This window comes from Rhizobium sp. BK456 (assembly GCF_014194045.1).
GTDB lineage: Bacteria > Pseudomonadota > Alphaproteobacteria > Rhizobiales > Rhizobiaceae > Rhizobium > Rhizobium redzepovicii.
This window is the reverse complement of sequence record NZ_JACIAO010000001.1, coordinates 349,795-373,487: the sequence shown is the minus strand read 5'-3', so window position 1 is coordinate 373,487 and position 23,693 is coordinate 349,795. Positions and strand designations below refer to the sequence as shown.

The window sequence follows — 23,693 nt, the reverse complement described above, 5'->3', positions numbered from 1 at the left end:
AAGCTACGCCTGTGACGGAAACAGTTTCACGAACTGCCGGGAGCCTTCGAGCGAGAAGATGATCGAGCGGCTTTCGGCGGTGCGCCTCGCCCAGCCCTTGTCGAGGAAGCTTGACAGCAGCGCCTTGCCGAGGCTGCCGGCAAGATGGGCGAGCCTTTCGCTCCAGTCGAGGCAGGAACGGCAGAGCGGGCGGCGCGCCGATCCGGAGGGCGCCGACATCGATGCCGATGAGATCGCTTCGCCCTTAACCAGTATCCCGGGCTGGCGCGACACCATCCTCATTGCCGGCTCGGGGGCTGGGGCGTACCATGCAGGGCAAGAGGAGAGGGACCATGAGGCTTTCAGCCCTTGTTCGATCGGCGGCAGCCGTAGCGCTGCTTTTTGCCTTCACATCCACCGAGGTCACCGCCAAGGGCGGCAAGCACCACAAAAACTGTGCGCAGCTGCAGGCGATGATGGATAATGGGCTGACCGGCGGAAAACATGCCAGTGATGGACCCGAGAGGCGAGCCAAGGTCGAAAAGAAAATGAGGAAGAAGGGCTGCTAGCGCATGATGCCGAAAAGTGTGAGCGGTTTTTGGACGACATCATGCTCTAACTCTTTAATTTAGAACAGGATTCAGATTTTAGGCCGATCGGGCCTAAAATCATTCTGTTCGAGGCGGCAAGCCCTTGAAAGTCGGCTACGGACGCCGTCTGGCAGCCGACCGCTATGCCGAGATCGAAGACCGCTCGACCGGTACGTGCGCGTCAGGCTGTTGCCTCAAGCGAGGCGGGTGCGAAATCGATGAAATCCGCGTGATCACCGGCCCATTACAGCCCCGGGACTACCTTTGGCATTCTCATGCACTAGATGGCGCTCGGGGAAGAGGACGCCACCGCCGCCATGGGGAAGAGGAGAGGCGGCACGCCGAAGAACCGACCAAGAGGAAGCCTGCATGACGATCGAGGACATTATCGAAACCCTGGAAAAAACGGATATGCCCGACGGCCGGATCGACGCCTTCATCACCTGTGCCTTTTTGCTGAAACAGCTCCGGCCGGCCGAGCCGAACGATTTCGACGGTCCCCATGATTACATGCCGAGCAGCATCAAGTCGCAGCACGGCTTCCTGATGGCGCGGCCGTTCACCCACGACGTCAATCACGCCATCGATCTCTGCCGGGAGATCCGGCCGGATGCCGTCTGGCATCTTGCCCGCGGCCAGGCGTCTGACGATTGCCTTTACGGCGCGCAACTGCGCGAGATCGAGGAAGGCGAAAACGTGCTGGGTGAAGCCGAAAGCAATCACGCCGCACTGGCGCTCACACTCGCGGCGCTGCGTGCGCATGTGCGGCAGCAGGATGGGTGGAAGGCCGGTGGTCTATAGCCAGCACCAGCCGGAATGGCGCTGAATGGTTGTGCAGATCCGCAGCGAACCTACGCGTCGATCGGAAAGAGCTTCAGAAACTGCCGGTCTCCTTCCGGGGTGAAGAGGACCGAGCGGCTTTCGGGCGTGCGCCGCGCCCAGCCCTTGTCGAGGAAGCTTGACAGCAAGGCTTTGCCGAGGCTGCCGGCAAGATGGGCGCGCCTTTCGCTCCAGTCGAGGCAGGAGCGGCAGAGCGGGCGGCGCGACGATCGGAGGTCGCCGACATCGATGCCGATGCATTCGAGATCGTTTTCGCCCTTCTCGGTCAGCGATAGCCCGTCTCCGACCGCGTCGATCGAGCCTGAGGCGATCAGGCTGTCGAGCATGCGCACGCCGTAATCGCCGGCGAGATGATCGTAACAGATACGCGCCTTGCGCAGCGCCGGCTCTTTCGGCCCCGGCTGGTGGCGCAGATGCCCGCGTCCGGCGGCAAACCCCATCATGCTTTCGATCAGCCGGGCAACAGCCTCGTCGGCCAAGGTGAAGTAGCGGTGACGCCCCTGCTTGCGCTGGGCAAGCAGTCCGCCGGCTTCAAGCTTGGCAAGATGTGTACTCGCCGTCTGCACGGTGATGCCACCGACGCCGGCAAGCTCGGTCGCCGTCAGCGCCCGGCCGCCGGTGAGCGCCGCCAGCATGTTGGCGCGGGCGGGATCGCCGATGAGCGCACCGATTTGCGCAATGTCAGGACCTTCCTTCATACTTCGATCGTAACCGAAGCATCGCCGTCAGGCAATGTGCGAAAACGAGCAGGCACAAAGGAGAAACACCGATGATCACCTGCTTCATCCGTTATCAGATCGACCCCTTCAAGAAGGAGGCCTTCGCCGAATATGCCCGCAACTGGGGCCAGGCCATTCCGAAAAACGGCGCCGACCTGATCGGCTATTTCGGCCCGCATGAGGGCTCGTCGACAACGGCCTACGGCGTCTACAACATCGAAAGCCTCGCCGCCTACGAGGCCTATCGCGCCAGGCTGGCCGCCGACCCGCTCGGCCGCGACAATTACGAATTTGCCAGGCGCGAAGGCTTCATCCTGAAGGAAGACCGCATCTTCCTCAAAAACGTCTCCGCCCCTCACGCCAAGCTGGTGCTGCCATGATCGCCGTCATCTTCGAAGTCGTGCCCTATATGGGCGAGCGCCACAAATATCTCGACCTCGCCGGCGAGTTGCGAACGGAACTCGAAAAGATCGACGGCTTCATCTCGATCGAGCGGTTCGAGAGCCTGACGAACCGCGGCAAGCTGCTGTCGCTCTCCTTCTTCCGCGACGAGGAGGCCGTCAGACAGTGGCGCAACCTCGAAGCCCACCGGGCCGCCCAGCAAGCCGGCCGCAGCGGCATCTTCGCCGATTACCGCCTGCGCATCGCCAGCGTGCTGCGCGATTACGGCATGTTCGAACGCGACGGGGCGCCGGCCGACAGCCGCAGCGTCCACGATGCGGCGTGAGGAGGGGCGATAACATCCGCAATAAATTCCTGAAATCGGCCACCGCTTCAGGCTTTGGTAACTAAGTTGGGTAACCATAACGGAGAGTTAAGCGTCAAGCGTATGAGTGAGTATCAGAATGGCATCAGTTTTTCCGCTTGCCGACCTCAAGGCTTCCGTCAAGTCGGGTTCCCGGCCGGGGTCTTGGGTCGACACGATTATCAAGGGTGACTGCGTCAGTGCCCTTGAGGCCTTGCCCACCCACTCCGTCGATATCATCTTTGCCGATCCGCCGTATAACCTCCAGCTCGGCGGATCGCTGCACCGTCCCGACCAGTCGCTGGTCGATGCCGTCGATGACGAATGGGATCAGTTCGCCTCCTTTGAGGCCTATGACGCCTTCACCCGCGCCTGGCTGCTCGCCTGCCGCCGTGTCTTGAAGCCGACGGGCTCGATCTGGGTGATCGGCTCCTATCACAATATTTTCCGCGTCGGCGCCACGCTGCAGGATCTGAACTTCTGGATCCTCAACGACATCATCTGGCGCAAGACCAATCCGATGCCGAATTTCAAGGGCCGCCGTTTCCAGAACGCCCATGAGACGATGATCTGGGCAAGCCCCAATGCCAAGGCCAAGGGGTATACTTTCAACTACGATGCGATGAAGGCCGCCAATGACGACGTGCAGATGCGCTCCGACTGGCTGTTCCCGATCTGCAACGGCAATGAGCGGCTGAAGGGCGAGGACGGCAAGAAGGTGCATCCGACGCAGAAGCCGGAAGCGCTGCTCGCCCGCGTCATCATGGCCTCGACCAAACCCGGCGATATCGTGCTCGATCCCTTCTTCGGCTCGGGAACGACGGGTGCGGTCGCCAAGCGTCTCGGCCGTCACTTTGTCGGCATCGAGCGCGAGCAGGATTATATCGATGCGGCATCCGCGCGCATCGCCGCCGTCGAGCCGCTGGGGAAGGCGGAACTGACCGTCATGACCGGCAAGAAGGCCGAGGTTCGCGTCGCCTTCAACGTGCTTGTCGAAAGCGGCCTGATCAAACCCGGCCAGGTGCTGACCGATGCCAAACGCCGTTATAGCGCCATCGTGCGCGCCGACGGCACAGTGGCTTCAGGCGGCGACGCCGGCTCCATTCATCGTCTCGGCGCCAAGGTGCAGGGTCTCGATGCTTGCAACGGATGGACCTTTTGGCATTTCGAAGACGGGCAGTCCCTGCGCCCGATCGACGATCTCAGGTCCGTCATCCGCAGTGATCTGGCAAAGGTGGAGTGAGCACCACTTTCGGCGGATCGAAATACCTTCTTCCGGTTTCCTCCAGTTGCGGAAGAAGGCCAAGGCGCCCGGGGTTTTAGCCCCGGGCGTCTTCGATTTGAGGCCCTGCTTCAGAAATCCTTGTAATCGGTGACGTCGACCCGGGTGATGCGGCCTTCATCGTTGAAGGTGATCGTCTCCTCGCCCTCGCGGATCAGCGCCTTGCCGGTCTTGCTGTGGGTGGCGCGAAGCGACCAGACAGCCCGGCCGGACAGCGGCGTCAGTGTCTCCACCAGCGAATTTTCCGCCGTCTGATCGGGATAGTCGTCGAAATATTTCCTGAAGGCGGCCATGATTTCGCTCCGCCCGGCAAGGCTGCCGACGCCGTTCGAGACGTAGGCGGCATCCTCGGCGAAATAGGCCTCGATCGCGGCGAAGTCGAGAGCGTTGATGGCGGCGTGAAAGCGGTCGATTTCCTCTGCGGGATCGAAAGCCATGACTTCAGACCTTCAGACCTTCAGGCCGTAAGCGGCAAGATCGCTGCGCAGCTTGTCCGCGCCCGAAAAAAGCACCGCATTCCAGCCGAACTCCTTCGCGCCTTTGACATTAACAGGCGCATCGTCGATGAAGATCGTCGCCTTGGGGTCGAGGCCGAAGCTTTTCGTGTGGGTCTCGTAGATCGCGAGATCCGGCTTGATCAGGCCGACATCGCCGGAGACGGTGACGCCGCGCGGTTTGGTGAGGAAGGGAAAGCGCGCCTGCGCCTCGCGGAAAGTGTCGGAGGCGAAATTGGTCAGCATCGTCACATCGCGCCCTTCGGCGATCAGCCCTTCCATGATTGCGACGCTGTCCTCATAGGCGTGCGGCACCATCTCGTGCCAACATTTGCGGAAGGCACGGATATGCTCTTCGCGGGCCGGGTGCTCGGCAATCAGCAGCGCTTCGGCCTCAGCCCAGGTGCGGCCGCGGTCCTGCTCGATGTTCCAGTCATGGGTGCAAATATTGGCGAAGAACCAGTTGCGCTCCGTCTCGTCGGGAATGAGGCGGGCGAAGGCAAGATGCGGATCGTAATGAATAAGGACTTTGCCGATATCGAAAACGATATGTTTTATTTCGGTGGTCATGGTCATCCCTTGGATGTTTTGAACGCGAGAGGAATAGCCGCTGCGATCGCTTTTTTCATGATGGTCGGCAGGGCCTGCGCTTCAAGATTTGTAACCGGCTCCCACCATCCGTCATTCGCGCGGTCATCCACCTTGCCGGCGATCGCCGTGCGCCAGATCGACAGCCGGAGTTCGAAATGGGTGAAGACATGGAGGACGGTGCCGCAGGCCTGCCAGGCCGCCTCGAAGGGCGCGGCCGCAGCCGAGGTCTCGCCGTCGAGCCGCGCCGTCCAGGCCGTTGTCGGCACCTCGGTCATGCCGCCGAGCAGGCCGCTTTCGGCGCGCCGCCTGAGCAGGATCTCGCCGTCGGCGGTGACTGCGACGAAGGCTGCACCCTGCCGCACCGGCTTCTCCTTCTTCGCCGCCTTGACCGGGAAGAATTCGGGATCGGAATGCTTCAGCGCCGCGCAGGCGCCGCGGAATGGACAGAGCGAACAGGCCGGCCGCTTCGGGGTGCAGATCGTCGCCCCGAGATCCATCATCGCCTGGGCGAAATCGCCAGGACGAGTCGCGGGTGTCAGCCGCGCCACCTTTTCCTTCATCAGCGGCTTTCCCACCGGAAGCGGCGTTTCGATCGCATAAAGCCTGGAGATCACCCGCTCGACATTGCCGTCCATGACGGCCGCCTGCCGGTTGAAGGCAATGGCGGCGACGGCGGCGGCCGTATAATCGCCGATGCCCGGCAGCGACTTCAGCCCTTCCTCGGTATCGGGAAAGACGCCGCCATGCTCTTTCGCCACCGCTTCGGCGCATTTCTTCAGGTTGCGGGCCCGCGCGTAATAGCCGAGCCCGGCCCAAGCCGCCATCACGGCATCGTTTTCGGCAGCGGCAAGATCGGTCACCTCGGGCCAGCGCTGCAGAAACTTGGCGAAATAGGGTTTGACCGCCTGCACCGTCGTCTGCTGCAGCATAACCTCCGAAAGCCAGACACGATAGGGATCGGGTTTGGCGCCGCCGGCCGCCATGCCGGGCGAGATGCGCCAGGGCAGATCGCGGTGGTGGCGGTCGTACCAGTCGAGCAGGGGTTTTGCGGTGGGCGTGTCGGGTGTCGTGATCGTCATGATTTGCCGGGATCGGGGGAAGTGCCTATACTTGGCGAAGCAATGCCGCGCGATCAAGCCGGTGATGCAAATTGCCTGTGCGATTGGCAGAGGTGTCCAAGGGTTTCGATGAGTTCTCCACGCAAAGGTGCAAAGCAGATTTCCGAGCTGGCGAACGGGCTGATCGATCCCGTCCTGGCGCGCCGCGCCGGCATCAACACTGCGCTGCTCGGTTCGTGGAGCGAAATCGCCGGCGAGGATTTCGCCGATTGCACCCGGCCGGAAAAGATCGCCTGGGCCCGCGGCGGCGGCGATGACGGCGGCTTCCGCCCCGGCGTGCTGACAATCGCCTGCGAAGGCGCGCGCGCGCTTTTCCTGACCCATGCCCAGGGCGAACTCATTCAGCGCATCAACAGCTTCTTCGGCTTCGCCGCCGTCCACCAGATCCGCATCGTCCAAAAGCCGGTCTCACAAGCCATCCGCCGCTCCCGCACCCCGCCGCCGCTGAAAGGCGAAGCCGCCCGCAAGCTCGAAGGCATGATGGAAGGCATCGAAAACGACAAGCTGCGCCAGGCAATCCAACGCTTGGGGACCGCGGTGATGGGCAAGCGGGGGAATCAACGCTGATGAGCAAGACGCCCTATCGCCGCATGCTTAGTTTCTTGATCCTGCTTGGACAAGTTCGCGGGTAACAGCAAATTCCATCCTGCCCGAGATCGAGCTATAAGGCTCGCACTCGGTGATCGCATCAGCGATCAAAGGGGCTGCCGTTTTTTCCCATTCGGATGGTGGTGTGCGGAAGTTGATGGATAAAAAGTCGGCAGATCCATCCTTGATGACCGCCACAATCAGGAAGCTATAAGCACTCGGCGCGTCCGCTGGCAGCTTTAGACATTTAAGCATCTGATTGAAAATAATATTACCGCCGTCTTCAGAGGCGAGCACGCTCGTGACGTTCGTGGCCAATGCGACAGAGGCAATAAAAACGTAATAGAGAAAAGTCTTCGTCAAAGAATGCATTCAAAATACCCCTCTGAATAACCGTCTGCTATACCGTATATAATAGACGGGAGAAAAATCATGCTGGTCTTGCAGTTGCCCCCTGATATCGAAGCGCGGCTGATTGAGCTTTCCAAGCGTACCGGCCGCAGCAAGAGCTTCTATGTGCGTCAAGCCATCCTCGCGCATCTCGACGACCTCGAAGATATCTATCTTGCCGAAAGGCGCTTGGAAGAGCTTCGCCGCGACGAGGGCGATACCGTGCCGCTGGCCGACCTGACGGCGCGTTATGGCTTGGACAACTGAGTTTCATCGACCAGCCGATACGGGCTGGCAGCCGCCGCGATATCTACCGGCAAAATGCGCAGACGGACCAATCTCGCAATTTTTGGTCTAGTCGTCTTCCCGCGGTCACAATTCTTTGAAGGAAGTTGGTGAACCGTGCCTTGTGAGCGGCCGCAAGCCGTTATATCGCACAGTCACGCCGTCAATCTCATTAGTTATGGGGAATCCATGCAGATGTCCGAAATGCAACTGACGAAACGCCGCCTTCTTGGTGGCATCGCCATCGCCGCAGCTGCCGCAGCGCTTGCCGCCTGCAACGACAGCAAGGACGCTGCCGATGCTTCGTCCTCAGGCAAGACCATGGCCGACGGCACCAATGTCGATACCATCCAGACGGCGGCGACATCGGCGACCGAAATGCCGCAATCCGACGGCGATGTCGATATGGCCGAGGTGCTGAAGCCCGGCGCGCTGCCGGAGATGGCGCTGGGTAAGGCCGATGCCCCGGTCAAGATCGTCGAATATATGTCGATGACCTGCCCGCATTGCGCCCATTTCCACAACACCACCTTCGACGCGATCAAGCAGAAATATGTCGACGCCGGCAAGGTGCAGTTCATCATCCGCGAATTCCCCTTCGATCCGCGCGCGGCCGCCGCCTTCATGCTCGCCCGCTGCAGCGCTTCCAATCCCGAGCAGCTGAGCACGCCGGAACAGTATTTCCCGATGGTCTCCATGCTGTTCAAGCAGCAGCAGGTCTGGGCCGCCGCCGATGACGGCCGCGCCGCACTGCTGCAGATGTCGAAGCTCGCCGGATTTACTGAGGATAGCTTCACGAAATGCTTGACGAACCAGAAGCTTCTGGATGAAGTGAACGCCACGCGGGAAAGAGGTTCCAAGGATTTCGGCGTCAACGCCACGCCGACGTTCCTCATCAATGGCAAGCGCTACTCTGGAGACATGCCGGTTGAAACCTTGTCGGCGCTCATCGACAGCCTCATCTGAACCTGACCGTTTCGAAACGACGGGCGACGGCGAAAGCCGTGCGCCCGTTTTTCGTATTCAGCGCAGCTTGCGGCTGAGGGGGCTTCCTGCCGTGGATGTCTACGCATGAAGTTCAACAAGCTGCGCCTGGTCGGCTTCAAATCCTTCGTCGAGCCTACGGAATTCATCATCGAGCGGGGGCTGACCGGCGTCGTCGGCCCGAACGGCTGCGGCAAGTCGAACCTCGTCGAGGCGCTGCGCTGGGTGATGGGCGAGAATTCCTACAAGAACATGCGCGCCTCGGGCATGGACGACGTGATCTTTTCGGGTTCCGGAAACCGGCCGGCCCGCAACACCGCCGAAGTGGCACTCTATCTCGACAATGCAACGCGCACCGCGCCCGCCGCTTTCAACGATGCCGACGAGATCCAGGTCACCCGCCGCATCGAGCGTGAGCAGGGCTCGCTCTATCGCATCAACGGCAAGGAAAGCCGCGCCAAGGATGTGCAGCTGCTGTTTGCCGACGCCTCCACCGGCGCCCGTTCGCCATCGATGGTCGGGCAGGGCCGTATCGGCGAGCTGATCCAGGCCAAGCCGCAGGCCCGCCGCCAGCTGCTCGAAGAGGCGGCCGGCATTTCCGGCCTGCATTCCCGTCGCCACGAGGCCGAACTGCGGCTGCGCGCCGCCGAAGGCAATCTCGAGCGTCTCGATGACGTCACCTCGCAGCTCGAAAGCCAGATCGAGAGCTTGAAACGCCAGGCCCGCCAGGCCAACCGCTTCAAGACGCTGTCGGCCGATATCCGCGCCCGCGAGGCAATGCTTTTACATATCCGCTGGGTGCAGGCCAAGGAGGCCGAGGCCGAGGCCGATAGCGCGCTGAACCAGGCGACATCAGTCGTCGCCGAAAAGGCCCAAGCCCAGATGGAGGCGGCCAAGCAGCAGGGCATTGCCAGCCTGAAGCTGCCGGAACTGCGCGACGGCGAAGCGCGTGCCGCCGCCGCCCTGCAGCGGCTTCAGATCGCCCGAAGCCAGCTGGAGGAAGATGCCGGCCGCATCCTGCGCCGACGCGATGAACTCAACCGCCGTCTCGCCCAGCTTGGCGAAGATATTCGCCGCGAGGAGCGGCTGGTGGCCGACAATGCCGTCATCCTGGCAAGGCTCGACGCCGAAGAAGCCGAGATTGCGGAAGTGCTGGCCGATTCCGGCCGTTATGCCGAAGAAACCCGCGAGGCCTTTGAGGAAGCGGCGGCAAAGCTTGCCGACAGCGAGCGCATTTTTACCGCGCTGACGGCCGAGCGCGCCGAAGCGGCTGCCGGCCGCAACCAGCTGGAACGCGCCATCCGCGATCTCGCCGATCGCCGCATGCGCCTCGAGCGCCAGATGGACGAGGCCAACCACGAACTCGCAGCCATCGGCGACAAGATCGCCGGCCTGCCAAACCCGGATGAAAAACGCGCCATCGTCGAGGCCGGCGAAATCGCCCTTGCCGACGCGGAAGCCGCCGTCCAGGTGGTGGAGCAGGCGCTGGCCGCTGCCCGCCAGACCGAGGCGCTGTCACGCGCCCCGGTCGATCAGGCTCGCTCGGCACTCAATGCGCTGGAAACCGAGGCCCGCACCATTTCCCGCATGCTCGCCGCCGGTGCCGCGGCCGGCAAATTTCCGCCGGTTGCCGACGAACTGAAGGTCGACCGCGGCTTCGAGACCGCACTCGGTGCCGCCCTCGGCGACGATCTGGAATCGCCGCTTGCTGCCGAGGCGCCGGCCCATTGGTCGGACAATGGTGATGGTTCCGGCGATCCTGCCCTTCCCGAAGGCGTCACGCCGCTGCTCGGCCATATCAGCGCGCCTGCCGCACTCACCCGCCGCCTCCGCCAGATCGGCCTGGTCGCCGATGGAGACGCGGAACGCCTGATGGCGGCGCTGCAGCCCGGTCAGCGGCTGGTGACGAAAGAGGGCGCCGTCTATCGCTGGGACGGTCACGTCACCGGCGCCGACGCGCCGAGTGCGGCCGCCCTTCGCCTTGCCCAGAAGAACCGCCTGGCCGAGCTCGAAGGCGAAGCAGCCCTTGCCCGCGACGTGCTCGCCGAAGCCGAGGAGCGGCAGGCGGCGGCCGCCGAAGCAATCCGGCTGGAGGAGCGCCGGCTTGCTGACGCCCGCGACATGAGCCGGCTGTCGGCGCGTCATTTGGCCGAAGCCCGCGAAGCGCTGGTCGCGGCCGAGCGAGCCTCCGGCGACCTGATCCGCCGCCGTGATGTCGTCAGCGAGGCGGTCAGCCAGCTGGGCGCGCAGCTGGAGGAGATCGGCGTCCAGGAAGAGAACGCCCGCATCGAGCTGGAAGATGCGCCCGATCTGACCGCGATCGACGAGCGTCTGCGCTTCCAGCAGGCGGAGGTCGCGACCGATCGCGGCGCGCTTGCCGAAAGCCGCGCCCGCCACGAAAGCCTGGCACGAGAAAACGAGGCTCGCCAGCGCCGCATCATGGCGATCGGCCAGGAGCGCGAGACCTGGCGCCAGCGGGCGCTCAGCGGCGAGGACCAGGTCGCGACGCTGCGCGAGCGCGAGGAAGAGGCGCGCGAAGAGGCAGCCGAACTCGAAATGGCGCCGGATGAATTCGACGACAAGCGCCGGGCTCTGCTTTCCGAATTGCAGAAGGCCGAGGAGGCGCGCCGCAACGCCGGCGATCTCCTGGCGGAGGCCGAACGCATCCAGCGCGAGGCCGATCACCAGGCGGCGACGGCGCTCTCCGCGCTCGCCGAATGCCGGGAAAGGCGCGGCCGCGCCGAGGAGCGCCTGGTTTCGGCCCGCGAGAAGCGTCAGGAAAGCGAAAGCCGCATCCGCGAAGTTTTGAATGTCGCGCCGCATGAGGCGCTGCAGCTGACCGGGCGCCCGGCCATGCAGGCGCTTCCCGATCCGCGCGAGGTCGAGCGCGAGCTGGAGCGCCTGCGGATCGAGCGCGAGCGGCTCGGCGCCGTCAACCTGCGCGCCGACGAGGAACAGAAGGAGCTGAGCGAAAAGCTCGAAGCGCTGATCAGGGAGCGCGACGACGTCATCGATGCGATCCGCAAACTGCGCGGCGCCATCCAGAGCCTCAACCGCGAGGGCCGCGAACGGCTGATCGCCGCCTTCGACATCGTCAACGCCCAGTTCCAGCGGCTGTTCACCCATCTCTTCGGCGGCGGCACCGCCGAGCTGCAGCTGATCGAATCCGACGATCCGCTCGAAGCCGGCCTGGAAATCCTGGCGCGGCCGCCCGGCAAGAAGCCGCAGACCATGACGCTGCTCTCCGGCGGCGAGCAGGCGCTGACGGCGATGGCGCTGATCTTCGCCGTGTTCCTCACCAATCCGGCGCCGATCTGCGTGCTCGACGAGGTCGACGCGCCGCTCGACGACCACAATGTCGAGCGCTACTGCAACCTGATGGACGAAATGGCGGCCTCGACCGAAACCCGCTTCGTCATCATCACCCACAATCCGATCACCATGGCCCGCATGAACCGCCTCTTCGGCGTCACCATGGCCGAACAAGGCGTCTCCACCCTCGTCTCCGTCGACCTGCAGACCGCCGAACGCCTGCGCGAGATCGCTTGAGGGGTTGGTGGGGCCGTGGATTCCAGGCTCAAGGCCAGGAATGACGGAGGTTGAGGGGACGGGACCGGCAGGAGGCGCGGACCCGGAAAGGGAGAACCTGGCAAGAGGCGGCACCGCATTCATATCTGGCGTCCGTCGCTGTTTTGCTGCGGCGGTCACCCCACCCTCCGTCCTCCTCGGGCTTGACCCGAGGATCCATCTTAGCGCCATCAGCAGCAGCGCGTGGATCCGAGACTCAGAGGGCCTGAAATGACCGATGAGAGGGGCGAAACCGGCAGAAGACGTCGCTTGACGGGAGGCGTTTGGTCATATTGCGTAACAGCGCGCCATACGGCGTGATTTCTGAGGCATGAAAGAGTGGCCCGGGAGGGGCGGAGACACGCAGGCCGACGGCCGAAACCTGCTGAAAAGGCCCGCACTTTCGTCGGAATTTTCGTAAGCACCAAAAAAGGTCGGCTTCTTTGCGGCTCGTACCCCATTTGGGTGATGCTCTTTGCGATGACTTGCATTAGAAGTTGTTTCAACGCAACCTGATGCTTCTGCGGAAACGTGGGCGGTCATATGTGCGTATTGTCGGATTTGCAGGCGGTTTTCCGGGCAGAGGGCAAGAGCCGGAAAATCGGGGGCAGTTCCAGGAGGCGCGCAAAGCGGCTTTCGCAGGAATTGCGTGAAGACCAAGCGATAGGGCATTCCATTACTTGAGGAAAGTGCCCTGGGTTGAGGGACCCCCCGTCCGGTTTTCCTGGCCGGACGGAAACAAGGCTTTGCGGGACATGTTGCAGTCCCGCAAAGCTTTTTTTATGCCGTCTTCGTGCCGGGCGATGTTTCAATCGTTTCGATCGCTGCCCTGCCGAAGATTTATTGTGCAACGCAACATTCTGCCGCATTTGTCGATTTTCATTTCAACACCAACGGATTAAGCTAATCCCGGTTTGGTGTTGGGGGGAAGATGACCAAGTGGGTCTATACGTTCGGCGACGGGCAGGCTGAGGGCCGGGCGCGCGATCACGAGATTCTGGGCGGCAAGGGCGCCAATCTGGCGGAAATGTGCGCGCTGGGTCTGCCGGTTCCGCCGGGGCTGACGATCATCGGCGATGCCTGCAACACCTATTACAGGAATGGCCGCCATATCGAGGACGGCGTAAAGGCCGAGGTGCGCGCCGGCATTGCGGGCATCGAGGCGATCACCGGCCGTCGCTTCGGCTCCGGCAGCCAGCCGCTGCTGCTTTCGGTGCGCTCCGGCGCCCGTGTTTCCATGCCCGGCATGATGGACACGGTGCTCAATCTCGGCCTCAACGACGAGACGGTGCAGGCGCTCGGCCATGATGCCGGCGACGCGCGTTTTGCCTGGGACAGCTACCGCCGCTTCATCCAGATGTATGCCGATGTCGTCATGGGTCTCGGCAACGACGCCTTCGAGGAGATCCTCGAGGACGAGAAAGCCAAGCTCGGCCATGAAACCGATACCGAACTCAGCGCCTCGGAATGGCAGCACATCGTCTCGCTCTACAAGAAGCTGATCGAGGAGGAACTGGAGCAGGAATTCCCGCAGGATCCGGAAGTCCAGCTCTGGGGCGCGGTCGGCGCCGTCTTTTCCAGCTGGAAGAGCGCGCGCGCCGTCACCTACCGCCAGCTCCACAATATTCCCGAAGGCTGGGGCACGGCCGTCAACATCCAGGCGATGGTCTTCGGCAATCTTGGCAATGCGTCTGCGACCGGCGTCGCCTTCACCCGCAACCCCTCCACAGGCGAGAAGGCGCTCTACGGCGAATTCCTGGTCAATGCGCAAGGCGAGGATGTCGTTGCCGGCATCCGCACGCCGCAGAGCATCACCGAGGAGGGGCGGATTTCCTCCGGCTCTGAAAAACCCTCGATGGAAAAGCTGATGCCGGAGGCGTTTCGCGAGCTTTGCCGCATCTGCAGCGAGCTTGAGATCCATTACCGCGACATGCAGGATATCGAATTCACCATCGAGCGCGGCAAGCTGTGGATGCTGCAGACCCGTTCGGGCAAACGCTCGACCCGGGCGGCGATGAAGATCGCCGTCGACATGGTCGATGAGGGAGTGATCACCGAGGACCAGGCGGTGCTGCGCATCGAACCCTCCAGCCTCGACCAGCTGCTGCATCCCACAATCGATCCGCGCGTCACCCGCCAGGTGATCGGCACCGGCCTGCCGGCTTCGCCCGGCGCTGCGACCGGCGCCATCGTCTTCACCGCCGAAGAGGCCGTCGAGGCGGAATCCGAGGGCCGCAAGGTCATCCTGCTGCGCGTCGAGACCAGCCCGGAGGATATTCACGGCATGCATGCCGCCGAAGGCATCCTGACGACGCGCGGCGGCATGACCAGCCATGCGGCAGTCGTTGCCCGCGGCATGGGCATCCCCTGCGTCGTCGGCGCCGGCACCATGCGCATCGATCAGCGCAACGAGCGGCTGCTCGGCATTGGCGTCACCCTGAAGAAGGGCGACATCATCACCATCGACGGCTCGGCCGGCCAGGTGCTGAAGGGCGAGGTGCCGATGATCCAGCCGGAACTCTCGGGCGATTTCGGCCGGATCATGGGCTGGGCCGACCGCGCCAGGCGGATGACGGTACGCACCAATGCCGATACGCCGGCCGATGCGATGGCCGCCCGCTCCTTCGGGGCCGAAGGCATCGGCCTTTGCCGCACCGAGCACATGTTCTTCGAGGGCGAGCGCATCCATGTCATGCGCGAGATGATCCTGGCCGTCGATGAGAAGGGCAGGCGGCTGGCGCTCGACAAGCTGCTGCCGATGCAGCGGCTGGATTTCACCGGTCTCTTCACCGTCATGCACGGCCTGCCGGTAACGATCCGCCTGCTCGACCCGCCGCTGCACGAATTCCTACCGAAGACCGATGACGAGGTGACCGAAGTCGCCTTCGCCATGGGCATGGAAGCGCAGGCCTTGCGCCAGCGCGTCGATGCGCTGCACGAGTTCAACCCGATGCTCGGCCATCGCGGCTGCCGGCTGGCGATCTCCTATCCGGAGATCGTCGAGATGCAGGCCCGCGCCATCTTCGAGGCGGCGGTTGCCGCGGCGAAGGAGACCGGCGCGGCCGTCGTGCCCGAGATCATGGTGCCGCTGGTCGGCCTGCGCTCCGAGCTCGACTACGTCAAGGCCCGCATCGACGAGGTCGCCGGCGATGTGATGAGCGAGGCCGGCATGAAGATCGATTATCTCGTCGGCACGATGATCGAGCTGCCGCGGGCGGCGCTGCGCGCCCATGTGATTGCCGAAGCCGCCGAATTCTTCTCCTTCGGCACCAACGACCTGACGCAGACCACCTTCGGCATCTCGCGCGACGATGCCTCGGCCTTCATCCCCACCTACCAGCGCAAGGGCATCATCGAGCATGACCCGTTCATCTCACTCGATTTCGACGGGGTCGGCGAATTGATCAGCATCGCCGCGGAACGCGGAAGGCGCACCCGCAACGACATGAAGCTCGGCATCTGCGGCGAACATGGCGGCGACCCGGCCTCGATCCGCTTCTGCGAAACGATCGGCCTCGACTATGTCTCCTGTTCGCCGTTCCGCGTGCCGATCGCCAGATTGGCGGCGGCGCAGGCGGTCATATCAGGCGGTCTGAAAGACCTCCGGGGGAAGTAGTCAGCTCGGCCTCAATGATGATGGTGCCAGCGATCGCGGTAGATATAGGGCCCGTTCAAATCCCAGGCCATGCTCTGCATCATCTCGGCACTCTGCGCCCGCGATTCGGCCCGCCGGTCGAGATCGATGCGCTGCAGGCAGGTGGCAAAACCATCGGTGCCGCGGCGGAAACCATAGCTTAAACACCGCTGCTCATCCGCCGCCCGCCGCTCCTCCGGCGTCATCGTCTGACAGGCGGACAGGCCGGTGATGGCGGCGAGAAGGGTGATGAGGACAGCGGTGCGCATCGGGGTATTCCTTGCTTTTCCCGGAGGAAATGCCATTCGGGTGCGGGCGTCAAGTTTCGGGCCGCGGGCGTGCCTCTGGTTTCGCTGGCGGATGGCCGACAGGGATGTCTACGTGTGAATGGTTTCTCCTGCCCACCCCACCTTCCGCCATGCTCGGCCTTGAGCCGAGCATCCATCAGCGGCAGTGGCATGGATCCCAGGCTCAAGGCCTGGGATGACGGAGAGTGTGGTTGGCGTTTTCGTCAAAGCCGCCAAAGCAGGGAGACTCCGCACAAGCACGAGCGAGTGTGACGGTCAAGCCGCCCCGGCCGGATCGCCGATCGGCAGCAGCGCCGGATTGAGCGGCGGGTCCTGCGGGTTTTTCGTATCGCCGGGGTCCTGGGCAGGCGTCAGTGGCGGTTTTTCCTGGATGCGGTCGGGAATGCCGGGTGTCGGCGTCGGCCCGCGCGGCGTATCGGTCGTCGGTGTCGGAATAGGATCTCTGTTCGGCATGATGGCCTCCTTTTCGAGGAGGGAACGGCACCGCCGGAAGATGGTTCCACTTTCACCAGCCGGCATTCCTCTGTATGAGAAGGCCTCAAGCATGAGGACGAGCATGGCCATCCGCGATCGATTTTCGAAGAAACTGAACTGCCCGCAATGCGGCAATGAGGGCTTTGCCGAAGCCTCGGAGATCGACGATCCCAAGCGCAAGCACCCGGATTTCAAGGTCGATCAGCTGCCGCGCGGTTTTGGCGTGCAGCGGCCGTCCAACCACCAGGAAAGCTTCATGCTGAAATGCGAATGCGGCCGCAAGTTTCCCTTCCGCAGCCTGGCGGAGGCTGCGGCCGAGCGGCGCTAAATTGCGCAAAAATCACGCGTCAGATCCGCTCCAGCAACTCGATGAAGGCATCGGCGAAGCGCACCAGATGCGCGGTCTCCTCGTTGGGCGCCTGCATGCGGATTTCGGTGCCGGCATGATCGAGCAGCGCCAGCACGACGCGCATCTGACTGCCGCCATCGGGAATGCGCAGCACGGCGATGCGCCGGCAATCCGCGATAAGACCGCCGGCCGGCAGGTCGAACAGCAGCTCGCCGCCCGACCGCTGTGCTGCCTGGCGCACTGCCTCGCAGAAACCGGCATCGCCGCCGGCATAACCTTCGAGCGAAAGTTCGAGCTCGACGAGCTCCAATGGCAGCATCGGTTCGCTGTGGTCGATCCCGCCAAGCGCGGACGCCTGCGGCCTGGCTGCTATCTCCGGTGAAATCATCCCGTCTCTCCTTGCCTTTGAATTCGGAGATGAAACCGCGGCAGAATGACCCTTTTTAACCATATCAGCAAGGGCTCATGAAATGGCCCCGTCTTCGCCTCACCTTTCGCCTCGGCCATCCCAGGCGAATTCCGGCTGATATTCCAAGACAACAGCTTCAACTCAGCCGAACCTGCCCAGATCCGGATGATTTTGGGCCGGGCTGGCCAAAAATCTGAATCCGGATCCAAATCAAAGAAATAGAGCATGATGTCGTCCGAAAACCGCTTCACACTTTTCGGCATCTTGCTCTAAACAGGGTTATGGCGATTTGCGTTGTTTGATGGCGCGGCGCTGACGAGCAACCGGTAAGTTTGATGGCCATCCGTTTCGACCGTCCCGTTTCAGGCGCCGCCCGCTTTTCGCGGCTGCTCGGGGCGTTTTCGCTGGTTCTGGCGCTGGCGGTGCTGATCGCCCATCGCTTCGGCGGCCTCGCCACCCCCTATCTCGTGCTGCTTCTGATCGCCGCCGCCGGCTGCGGGCTGCTGGCCGCCATGCTGGCCGCAGTCGGCCTGCGCAGCCTCTGGATGACAGGCGCCGAAGGCGGGCTGGCCGCACTCGCCGCCCTGATCTATGCCGCCTTTCCGCTCGGCATCGGCGCCTTCGCCGCCGAGCGCTACATGACGCTGCCTGATATCTACGACGTCTCCACCGACCCGGTCGCAGCCCCTGACTGGCTGTCGCCCCCGAAATCCGATCAGATCTGGCTGAAGCGCAATCTCGTGACGCCGGAGGATCGCGAAAAGCAGATATCAGCCTATCCCGAGCTGACCGGCCGGCGCTATGAGGGCGCGCTCGACCGCGTGCTGGAAGCGGTGCGCAAGGTCGCCAAGCAGAGCGGCTTTACCATCGTCAGAAGCACCGGCACCAGCGAGCCGGACCGCGACCCGGAGGACGGACCGGCCAAACCCGAGCCCGGCGACGAGGCCGTTGCCGATGCGCCCGGCATCATTCCCGTGCCGACGCCGCGCCCCTATGACGACGATGTCGCCAAGCTGATCCGCGGCGCCAACGGCGTGACGCTGCAGGCGACCAACCGCACGCTGATCCTCGGCCTGCGCTTCGATATCCTCATTCGGCTGCGCGAAGAGGCCGAAACCACCTTCGTCGACATCCGCGTCGCCTCCCGCTACGGCCAACACGACCTCGGCTTCAGCGCGGAAATCGCCGGGGATTATTTGAAGGCGCTGGACGCCGAGTTGCTGGGGATTGCGGGTGGGTGAGCCGCGGTGGCGCAAAGCGCCAGCAATCGATCCAGTGAATCGATTGCAGTGGGTGAGCCGAGGTGCCGCGGAGCGGCAGCAATCGATCCAGTGAATCGATTGCAGCGGCGAACGCCCTGAGCTTAAAGCGAAGGGCCGGGAGAGGGTGCGGCAGGCTCGACATTCTTACGATGCCGCGAATTCGACGATCGGCCTCTGGAGAGACGGCGACACGCACCACGATCAGCCCTCATCCTGATGTGCCCCGCAGGGGCCTCGAAAGAAGAGGGCGGGTGGCTGAATTGCCGCGGCATCGCGAAGGTGGCCAGCCCCGTCCTTCGAGGCTTCGCCCTGCGGGCTACGCATCTCGGGATGAGGCTGGAGAGGGCTCACTCCATCACCAACCACCCCGTATATCTCACCACCAACCCCGTCAGCCGCCCGCCGATCTCGACGTGAAAATGGAACCGCCCCTCACGTTCCTCCTCGAACGTCTCCCCGCCCGGCGCCAGAAACAGCGGCAGCGGCATCCCGCAAAACGACCAGCCGCGCACCGCCAGCCGCAGCCTCTCCCCCTCCGGCACCAGCGCCACCAGCACCCGGAACGGCCCGAACACCTCGGCGAGCAGATGCCGGTCGCGGCCCTTGCCCTCGAGCTGCAGGCTGTGGAAGCACCTATTCCCGAAATGCCGCGTCCAGATCTCCTTCTCGCCATCGGCGGTAAAGCGCACCGTGACCGGCACATCCTCGCCGGCCGGGGGAAAGCCGATCAGCCGGGCGACGATCCTCGCCAGCCACCCGCTGCCGCGCTCGACCCGCGCCCGCCCGGAGGCGACACGGGCGCTGCCCGAATATCCGCCCGCATGCATGGCTGATATGGCCGGCGGCAGCCGCGCGAAGGCGCTGCCGAGCACCCTGATGTAAAGCGGCAGGCCGGCACCCTCGCTTTCCGTCCTGATCCCTGTTGCAATCGAGAACCGCCGGAATTCCGCCTCGAAATCTTCCAGCCGCAATTCCCCCGTCGCCGGCCGCGCGCCACTCTCCGGCCGGACGCCGCGCAGCAGCCGGCGCACCAGCGCCGCCACGCCGGTGACCGGAATGAACGGCCCGTCATCCCCCTCGGCAATCAGATGCCAGCCGCAGGCAAGCGGCTTGCCGGCGGCATCGAGGCCGCTCAGGCGCACGAACATGCCGCCGCGATGCTCGCCGATCGCCAGGCCGTGGCTCGCCCGCTGCATGAGCCGCGCAAACGGCGTCAGCGACGGCAGCAGCTTCCGCCGCGTGAGACCTGCCGCAAGCCCAAGCAGCCGCTGCAGCAGCTGCGGCTCCGTGCCGACCCCGGTGAAGCTGGATTGCAGGCCGGCAAAGCGGCCCGGCAGCAGCGCCAGATCCGGCGCATCCACCAGCAGGAAATTCCGGCTCTTGAGCGGCGCCACCCCGGGCGGGGCGACCGTCACCCGCATCGCCTCGATCAGCCCGCGCGCCTGCGCCGGCCGCCCCTGGCGCAGCACCGAGACCGGCTTGCCGGCATAACTGGCGATTGCTCTCACGACATTGAGCCCGATCTTCACATGCGCCGACGGGGCAATGCCGGCGGCCACCGCATCGATCCGGGAAAACCGCGGCGCCATCACTTCGAGCGCGGCGAAGGACAGCGCCGGCAGGCTGCTGAGACCGGAGAGCGCAAAAACCCCCTTCGCTCTCGCCTCGGCATCGAGCTCGCCGATCCCAGCGACGAAGCCGGTGCTGTCGGCGAGATCGGCATAATCGATGTCGAGCCCGATGCAGGCGCGCACGACCTTATAGGGGTCTTGCCCAAAACTCTGAAACGGCCCGGAGGCATCGACGACGAGATCCGGCCGCAGCCGCGTCAGCTGTTCCGCGAGATCGCCGTCACGATCGAAGGCTACCGCCTGCAGCGTTGCCCCGAGATTGCTGCTTCCGAGGCCCTCGGATCCATCTTTCGGGGATCTGAGATCGGCAACGAAATCATCGGCCTTTTCAAGCGAGCGCCCGGCGATCAACAGCCTTAGGCGCGGTTGATCGCCAAGCAGCCGCGCCAGCCGGCCGCCGAACGTGCCGTAGCCGCCGATGATCAGCAGCGAGAGCCGCTCGCCGCTCATGCGATGAAACGGCTGCGCTGCTCCGGCGTCGGCACCATGCAGCTTTGCCGGCCGGCGATCTTCAGCCGGTTGCGGGCGATGAATTCATAGAGCGCATCGGCCACCCGCCGCGGCAGCAGCCGGAAGATCCTGACCAGCGAATAGGGAAAGCCGAGGCCGGCCACCATGCGGATCGACCCATCCGACTTGAAGAAGGCGCGGCCATTTTCGATGAGGATATTGGTCTCATAGTCGCGCTCATTCAGCCCATAATGCCGGTAGAGTGCTGCGCCGAGCGGCGTCTGGGCGGCGAGGAAGCGGTAGCGCCGCTTGCTGTCGTGCTTCAGCGCGAATTTCACCCAGCCGGAGCAGAAGACGCATTCGCCATCGAAAACAACAAGCGGCTGGTCATCGGCAAAATCAGGCACATCGGCATCGCTGCGATAGCTGTAAGCGGCACGCGCCATGGTAATCTCCCCATCTCCCGCTTACAACAGCCGGTAGGTGGCGGCAAGCGAGGGCGGCCCATCGGCCGCGATCTCGCCGCGCTCCAGGAGATCCTCGATATGGGCGAGCACCGAAAGGGCGGCCGCCCCATGCAGCTTCGGATCGGTATCGCGATAAATCACCTTCACCATCTCGGCAATCTCAGTGTCGCCCGCCTGCATACGCGCCAGCACCGCCTGCTCGCGCTTGAGGCGATGCGCCTTCAGCGCCCTGAGGAATCCGGCCGGCTCCGTCACCGGCCCGCCATGGCCGGGCAGCAACAGCCGGTCGTCGCGCGCAATCAGCCGCTCGAGCGATTCCATGTAATCCGCCATCGAACCGTCCGGCGGCGCGACGATCGAGGTCGACCAGGCCATGACGTGATCGCCGGAGAAGAGGATGTCGCGTCCCTGAAGCGCGAAGGCGGCATGATTGGCCGTGTGCCCCGGCGTCAGCACCGCGCTCAGCGCCCAGCCATCGCCCGATAGGCTCTCGCCGTCACCGAGCGTTATGTCGGGCACGAAGGATAGATCCGAGCTTTCCGCAAAGGGATTGATCTCGCCATCCCTCAGCGGCCGCGCCGGCCGGTGTGGCCCCTGGCCCACCGTCACCGCCCCGGTTGCCGCCTGCAGCCGGCGGGCCAGCGGTGAGTGGTCGCGATGCGTGTGGCTGACGAAGATATGCGTCACCGCGCGGCCGGAAAGTGCCGCCATCAGCGCCTGATAATGCGCCTCGTCCTCCGGGCCGGGATCGATGACCGCGACCGAGGAAGAGCCGACGATATAGCTGTTGGTGCCGAAAAAGGTGAAAGGCCCGGGATTGTTCACCGTAACCCGCTCGACCCCTGAAGCCACTGGCACGGCCTGCCCATAGGCCGGCTCGAAAGCGAGGTCGAATGCGGGACTGTCCATGAAGGAATGATCTCGGGCCGATGACGTCGCCAATTCCTAGCACGACGGCGGGTGCTGCGCAGCGCATAAATCTGCGCCGGGTTAAACTTAGTCATTGTGACAGGCGAAGAGCTTTGCTAATCAGGCGTCGATTTGAGCAAGCGGTTTCCGCTCAAGCTCTGGTGGGGCGTCGCCAAGCGGTAAGGCAACGGTTTTTGGTACCGTCATCCCTGGTTCGAATCCAGGCGCCCCAGCCATTGTTTGTTTACTAAATAAAATCAATGATTTACGATGTATTAGTGAAAGCTAACCGTAACAGTTTTCCGTGGTATCTTTCCGTATCATTTGCGCCATAGTTCGTTTGAGTTTGACAACCAAAATCTGAACGCGAAACTCGCTTGATTTACACCTTAAGATTCGCGAGGAATGAATGATCGAACGCGCTCGTGAAGCTTGGTTTCCTTGGAATAAGAAAAACGCGATTTTTGTCACAGGTAGCGCGAGTGGGTCCTCGGAGCGGATTGCGCTCATCATAGCGACCTTGGCTCTGATCATTTCGGCTGCTGCAACGGTTGGCACTTGGCGTCAAACTGACCTGATGAAGGAACAACTAATTGCGGCCGACCGTAATGCTGGATATTTGAAGATTAGCGAGGCACTTATGACTGCCTGTCGGACGATTCGGAATGGCCCTGTTCGTGCTCGAAAGTGGAAAATCTATCGTGGCGAAGACGGTAGGCCCGCTAAAAAACCAATCATCGGCAACGCGGAGGTTAATATTTCGATCGAGCAGCGGGAAGCTTATGGCAACGCACTAGAGGATCTTCAATACAACCTCGCGGCCGTCGGGCTTTACCGCGGTTTCACCCCCGAAGGCAAAACTCTCTTTTTCACCAAAATTATTGATCAAACTAGGAAGTCGATCGATAGCTCCATTGACCTAGTCGATAATACCGGCGTGGAGCTGGACTATGTTCGTCTCCGCTCGATTGGTGAAGAGTGTGGCCAAAACATTGAAAACGCGGTTGTTGATGAAGTTGGCGTAGAAACTATCCAGAAGAATGCGACCTCGCCGGAACTGGACCCTCTCGTTCTCAAGCTTCTCCAGCCAATTCCGGATGCCACCCACTAAGAAATCGTTCAACGCTTTTTCATTTCTATCCAAGTCGAGCCTGAAAAAAAGAAAAACCCGCCGATCTTCACCGGCGGGCCGCAGTCAGTCTACAGCGGTGATTGAGCTATTTGCCCTTCTTCTCGTCTTGCGACAAGACCGAAGCCGCAAGGCGCTTCGCATCGGCTGCGCTTGGCTTTTTGGAGCCTGAGAGAACTCGCGATGCGAGGGTAGATACAGGTGACGACGATTGCTTCTTAGGCATGTGCGCCACCGATCTCCGGACGCACTTCACGAAAGCGTTGGCCTGTTTTGATTTCGCTTACGCGGCCCGGATTGATACCGAACTTCGCAGCGATGTCGTGCTGCATCATCTTCTCTGCTAGAAGCTGCTTGATCTTCGCAGCCATATCCGCCGTTACGCGCGGCGAGCGCTTACTATGAGGCATAATTTTTCTCCTTATGCCTTGCGCTCTGCCTTGCCCTAGCGAATCGGAGTATGTAGACTCTCATCGTCAAAGCGAGAGAACATCTCCTT

At 63.0% G+C, this 23,693-nt stretch carries 26 protein-coding genes, 1 tRNA gene and 1 pseudogene; 14 read left to right on the top strand and 14 right to left on the bottom strand.

Annotation, left to right across the window (positions count from 1 at the left end):
* Positions 1-3: 3 nt before the first annotated feature.
* Positions 4-244 (bottom strand): annotated as a pseudogene (locus tag FHX03_RS02210) (transcriptional regulator); the annotation flags it as partial.
* Between the two features lie 88 nt (positions 245-332).
* Here FHX03_RS02210 and FHX03_RS02205 point away from each other — a divergent pair.
* Complete coding sequence (locus FHX03_RS02205) at positions 333-548, top strand: hypothetical protein (protein WP_097624183.1); 216 nt, start codon at positions 333-335, stop codon at positions 546-548.
* 390 nt (positions 549-938) lie between these two features.
* Entirely contained in the window at positions 939-1,370 is a 432-nt protein-coding gene (locus tag FHX03_RS02200; RefSeq protein ID WP_097624137.1) for a hypothetical protein, read from the top strand.
* Between the two features lie 50 nt (positions 1,371-1,420).
* On the opposite strand, the gene FHX03_RS02195 is transcribed toward FHX03_RS02200, so the two are convergent.
* Positions 1,421-2,107, bottom strand: coding sequence for an ArsR/SmtB family transcription factor (locus FHX03_RS02195; RefSeq protein WP_097624138.1), 687 nt, complete (start codon positions 2,105-2,107; stop codon positions 1,421-1,423).
* Between the two features lie 71 nt (positions 2,108-2,178).
* On the opposite strand from FHX03_RS02195, the gene FHX03_RS02190 reads away from it, so the two are divergent.
* The 3 genes from FHX03_RS02190 (at position 2,179) to FHX03_RS02180 (ending at position 4,116) form a co-directional block, all read left to right on the top strand.
* Positions 2,179-2,508, top strand: coding sequence for an NIPSNAP family protein (locus FHX03_RS02190; RefSeq protein ID WP_183852406.1), 330 nt, complete (start codon positions 2,179-2,181; stop codon positions 2,506-2,508).
* Entirely contained in the window at positions 2,505-2,855 is a 351-nt protein-coding gene (locus FHX03_RS02185; RefSeq protein WP_183852405.1) for an antibiotic biosynthesis monooxygenase family protein, read from the top strand. The genes FHX03_RS02190 and FHX03_RS02185 overlap by 4 nt, the downstream gene beginning before the upstream one ends.
* Before the next feature lie 118 nt (positions 2,856-2,973).
* Positions 2,974-4,116, top strand: a complete 1,143-nt coding sequence (locus tag FHX03_RS02180; protein WP_183777324.1) for a site-specific DNA-methyltransferase — start codon at positions 2,974-2,976, stop codon at positions 4,114-4,116.
* A gap of 110 nt (positions 4,117-4,226) precedes the next feature.
* On the opposite strand, the gene FHX03_RS02175 is transcribed toward FHX03_RS02180, so the two are convergent.
* From FHX03_RS02175 to mutY, 3 genes are read right to left on the bottom strand one after another with little or no spacing between them, the layout of a single operon-like run.
* Positions 4,227-4,592 carry a nuclear transport factor 2 family protein gene (locus FHX03_RS02175; RefSeq protein WP_183777325.1) on the bottom strand — a complete coding sequence of 122 codons (366 nt, stop codon included), beginning with the start codon at positions 4,590-4,592 and terminating at the stop codon, positions 4,227-4,229.
* 12 nt (positions 4,593-4,604) lie between these two features.
* Positions 4,605-5,219, bottom strand: a complete 615-nt coding sequence (locus FHX03_RS02170) for an HAD family hydrolase (RefSeq protein ID WP_183852403.1) — start codon at positions 5,217-5,219, stop codon at positions 4,605-4,607.
* 2 nt (positions 5,220-5,221) lie between these two features.
* Entirely contained in the window at positions 5,222-6,319 is a 1,098-nt protein-coding gene (gene mutY, locus FHX03_RS02165) for an A/G-specific adenine glycosylase (protein ID WP_183852401.1), read from the bottom strand.
* Between the two features lie 108 nt (positions 6,320-6,427).
* On the opposite strand from mutY, the gene FHX03_RS02160 reads away from it, so the two are divergent.
* The gene (locus tag FHX03_RS02160) at positions 6,428-6,925 is read left to right on the top strand and encodes a DUF721 domain-containing protein (protein WP_183852399.1); all 498 of its coding nucleotides are present in this window, start codon (positions 6,428-6,430) and stop codon (positions 6,923-6,925) included.
* Between the two features lie 27 nt (positions 6,926-6,952).
* Here the strand turns inward: FHX03_RS02160 and FHX03_RS02155 are convergent, their stop codons facing one another.
* Positions 6,953-7,318 (bottom strand): hypothetical protein, encoded by a 366-nt coding sequence (locus FHX03_RS02155; RefSeq protein WP_183852397.1) that lies wholly within the window; start codon positions 7,316-7,318, stop codon positions 6,953-6,955.
* A gap of 60 nt (positions 7,319-7,378) precedes the next feature.
* On the opposite strand from FHX03_RS02155, the gene FHX03_RS02150 reads away from it, so the two are divergent.
* From FHX03_RS02150 to ppdK, 4 genes are all read left to right on the top strand, one after another.
* On the top strand, positions 7,379-7,603 hold the full coding sequence (locus tag FHX03_RS02150) for a TraY domain-containing protein (RefSeq protein ID WP_183852395.1): 225 nt from the start codon (positions 7,379-7,381) through the stop codon (positions 7,601-7,603).
* Positions 7,604-7,816: 213 nt separating this feature from the next.
* Entirely contained in the window at positions 7,817-8,587 is a 771-nt protein-coding gene (locus tag FHX03_RS02145; protein ID WP_409565118.1) for a DsbA family protein, read from the top strand.
* 105 nt (positions 8,588-8,692) lie between these two features.
* The gene (locus FHX03_RS02140) at positions 8,693-12,154 is read left to right on the top strand and encodes a chromosome segregation SMC family protein (protein ID WP_183852391.1); all 3,462 of its coding nucleotides are present in this window, start codon (positions 8,693-8,695) and stop codon (positions 12,152-12,154) included.
* 949 nt (positions 12,155-13,103) lie between these two features.
* Positions 13,104-15,788, top strand: coding sequence for a pyruvate, phosphate dikinase (ppdK, locus tag FHX03_RS02135; protein WP_183852389.1), 2,685 nt, complete (start codon positions 13,104-13,106; stop codon positions 15,786-15,788).
* 11 nt (positions 15,789-15,799) lie between these two features.
* On the opposite strand, the gene FHX03_RS02130 is transcribed toward ppdK, so the two are convergent.
* Together FHX03_RS02130 and FHX03_RS02125 are read right to left on the bottom strand one after the other, a co-directional pair.
* Positions 15,800-16,075 carry a hypothetical protein gene (locus FHX03_RS02130; protein WP_097624152.1) on the bottom strand — a complete coding sequence of 92 codons (276 nt, stop codon included), beginning with the start codon at positions 16,073-16,075 and terminating at the stop codon, positions 15,800-15,802.
* Positions 16,076-16,369: 294 nt separating this feature from the next.
* On the bottom strand, positions 16,370-16,567 hold the full coding sequence (locus FHX03_RS02125) for a hypothetical protein (protein WP_097624184.1): 198 nt from the start codon (positions 16,565-16,567) through the stop codon (positions 16,370-16,372).
* Between the two features lie 103 nt (positions 16,568-16,670).
* Here FHX03_RS02125 and FHX03_RS02120 point away from each other — a divergent pair, with 103 nt between their 5' ends.
* Positions 16,671-16,916, top strand: coding sequence for a hypothetical protein (locus tag FHX03_RS02120; protein WP_037073946.1), 246 nt, complete (start codon positions 16,671-16,673; stop codon positions 16,914-16,916).
* Between the two features lie 19 nt (positions 16,917-16,935).
* Here FHX03_RS02120 and FHX03_RS02115 read toward each other — a convergent pair whose 3' ends face one another.
* Together FHX03_RS02115 and FHX03_RS02110 are read right to left on the bottom strand one after the other, a co-directional pair.
* Positions 16,936-17,325, bottom strand: a complete 390-nt coding sequence (locus tag FHX03_RS02115; RefSeq protein WP_183852387.1) for a hypothetical protein — start codon at positions 17,323-17,325, stop codon at positions 16,936-16,938.
* A complete protein-coding gene (locus FHX03_RS02110) occupies positions 17,322-17,573 on the bottom strand; it encodes a hypothetical protein (protein ID WP_183852385.1) in 252 nt (83 codons plus the stop codon). Before FHX03_RS02110 ends, FHX03_RS02115 begins: the two co-directional genes overlap by 4 nt.
* A gap of 108 nt (positions 17,574-17,681) precedes the next feature.
* Between FHX03_RS02110 and FHX03_RS02105 the strand changes: the two genes are divergently transcribed.
* The gene (locus FHX03_RS02105) at positions 17,682-18,587 is read left to right on the top strand and encodes a DUF1499 domain-containing protein (protein WP_183852383.1); all 906 of its coding nucleotides are present in this window, start codon (positions 17,682-17,684) and stop codon (positions 18,585-18,587) included.
* Between the two features lie 368 nt (positions 18,588-18,955).
* On the opposite strand, the gene FHX03_RS02100 is transcribed toward FHX03_RS02105, so the two are convergent.
* The 3 genes from FHX03_RS02100 to FHX03_RS02090 are packed head-to-tail and all read right to left on the bottom strand — an operon-like array spanning position 18,956 to position 22,065.
* Entirely contained in the window at positions 18,956-20,689 is a 1,734-nt protein-coding gene (locus tag FHX03_RS02100; RefSeq protein WP_183852381.1) for an SDR family oxidoreductase, read from the bottom strand.
* The gene (locus tag FHX03_RS02095) at positions 20,686-21,135 is read right to left on the bottom strand and encodes a thiol-disulfide oxidoreductase DCC family protein (protein ID WP_183852379.1); all 450 of its coding nucleotides are present in this window, start codon (positions 21,133-21,135) and stop codon (positions 20,686-20,688) included. Before FHX03_RS02095 ends, FHX03_RS02100 begins: the two co-directional genes overlap by 4 nt.
* A 21-nt stretch (positions 21,136-21,156) precedes the next feature.
* On the bottom strand, positions 21,157-22,065 hold the full coding sequence (locus FHX03_RS02090) for an MBL fold metallo-hydrolase (RefSeq protein ID WP_183852378.1): 909 nt from the start codon (positions 22,063-22,065) through the stop codon (positions 21,157-21,159).
* Positions 22,066-22,227: 162 nt separating this feature from the next.
* Between FHX03_RS02090 and FHX03_RS02085 the strand changes: the two genes are divergently transcribed.
* Together FHX03_RS02085 and FHX03_RS02080 are read left to right on the top strand one after the other, a co-directional pair.
* Positions 22,228-22,301 (top strand) — tRNA-Gln (locus FHX03_RS02085).
* A gap of 173 nt (positions 22,302-22,474) precedes the next feature.
* Complete coding sequence (locus FHX03_RS02080; protein WP_183852376.1) at positions 22,475-23,176, top strand: hypothetical protein; 702 nt, start codon at positions 22,475-22,477, stop codon at positions 23,174-23,176.
* Between the two features lie 236 nt (positions 23,177-23,412).
* Here the strand turns inward: FHX03_RS02080 and FHX03_RS02075 are convergent, their stop codons facing one another.
* The gene (locus tag FHX03_RS02075; RefSeq protein ID WP_183852374.1) at positions 23,413-23,604 is read right to left on the bottom strand and encodes a hypothetical protein; all 192 of its coding nucleotides are present in this window, start codon (positions 23,602-23,604) and stop codon (positions 23,413-23,415) included.
* Between the last annotated feature and the right edge of the window lie 89 nt (positions 23,605-23,693).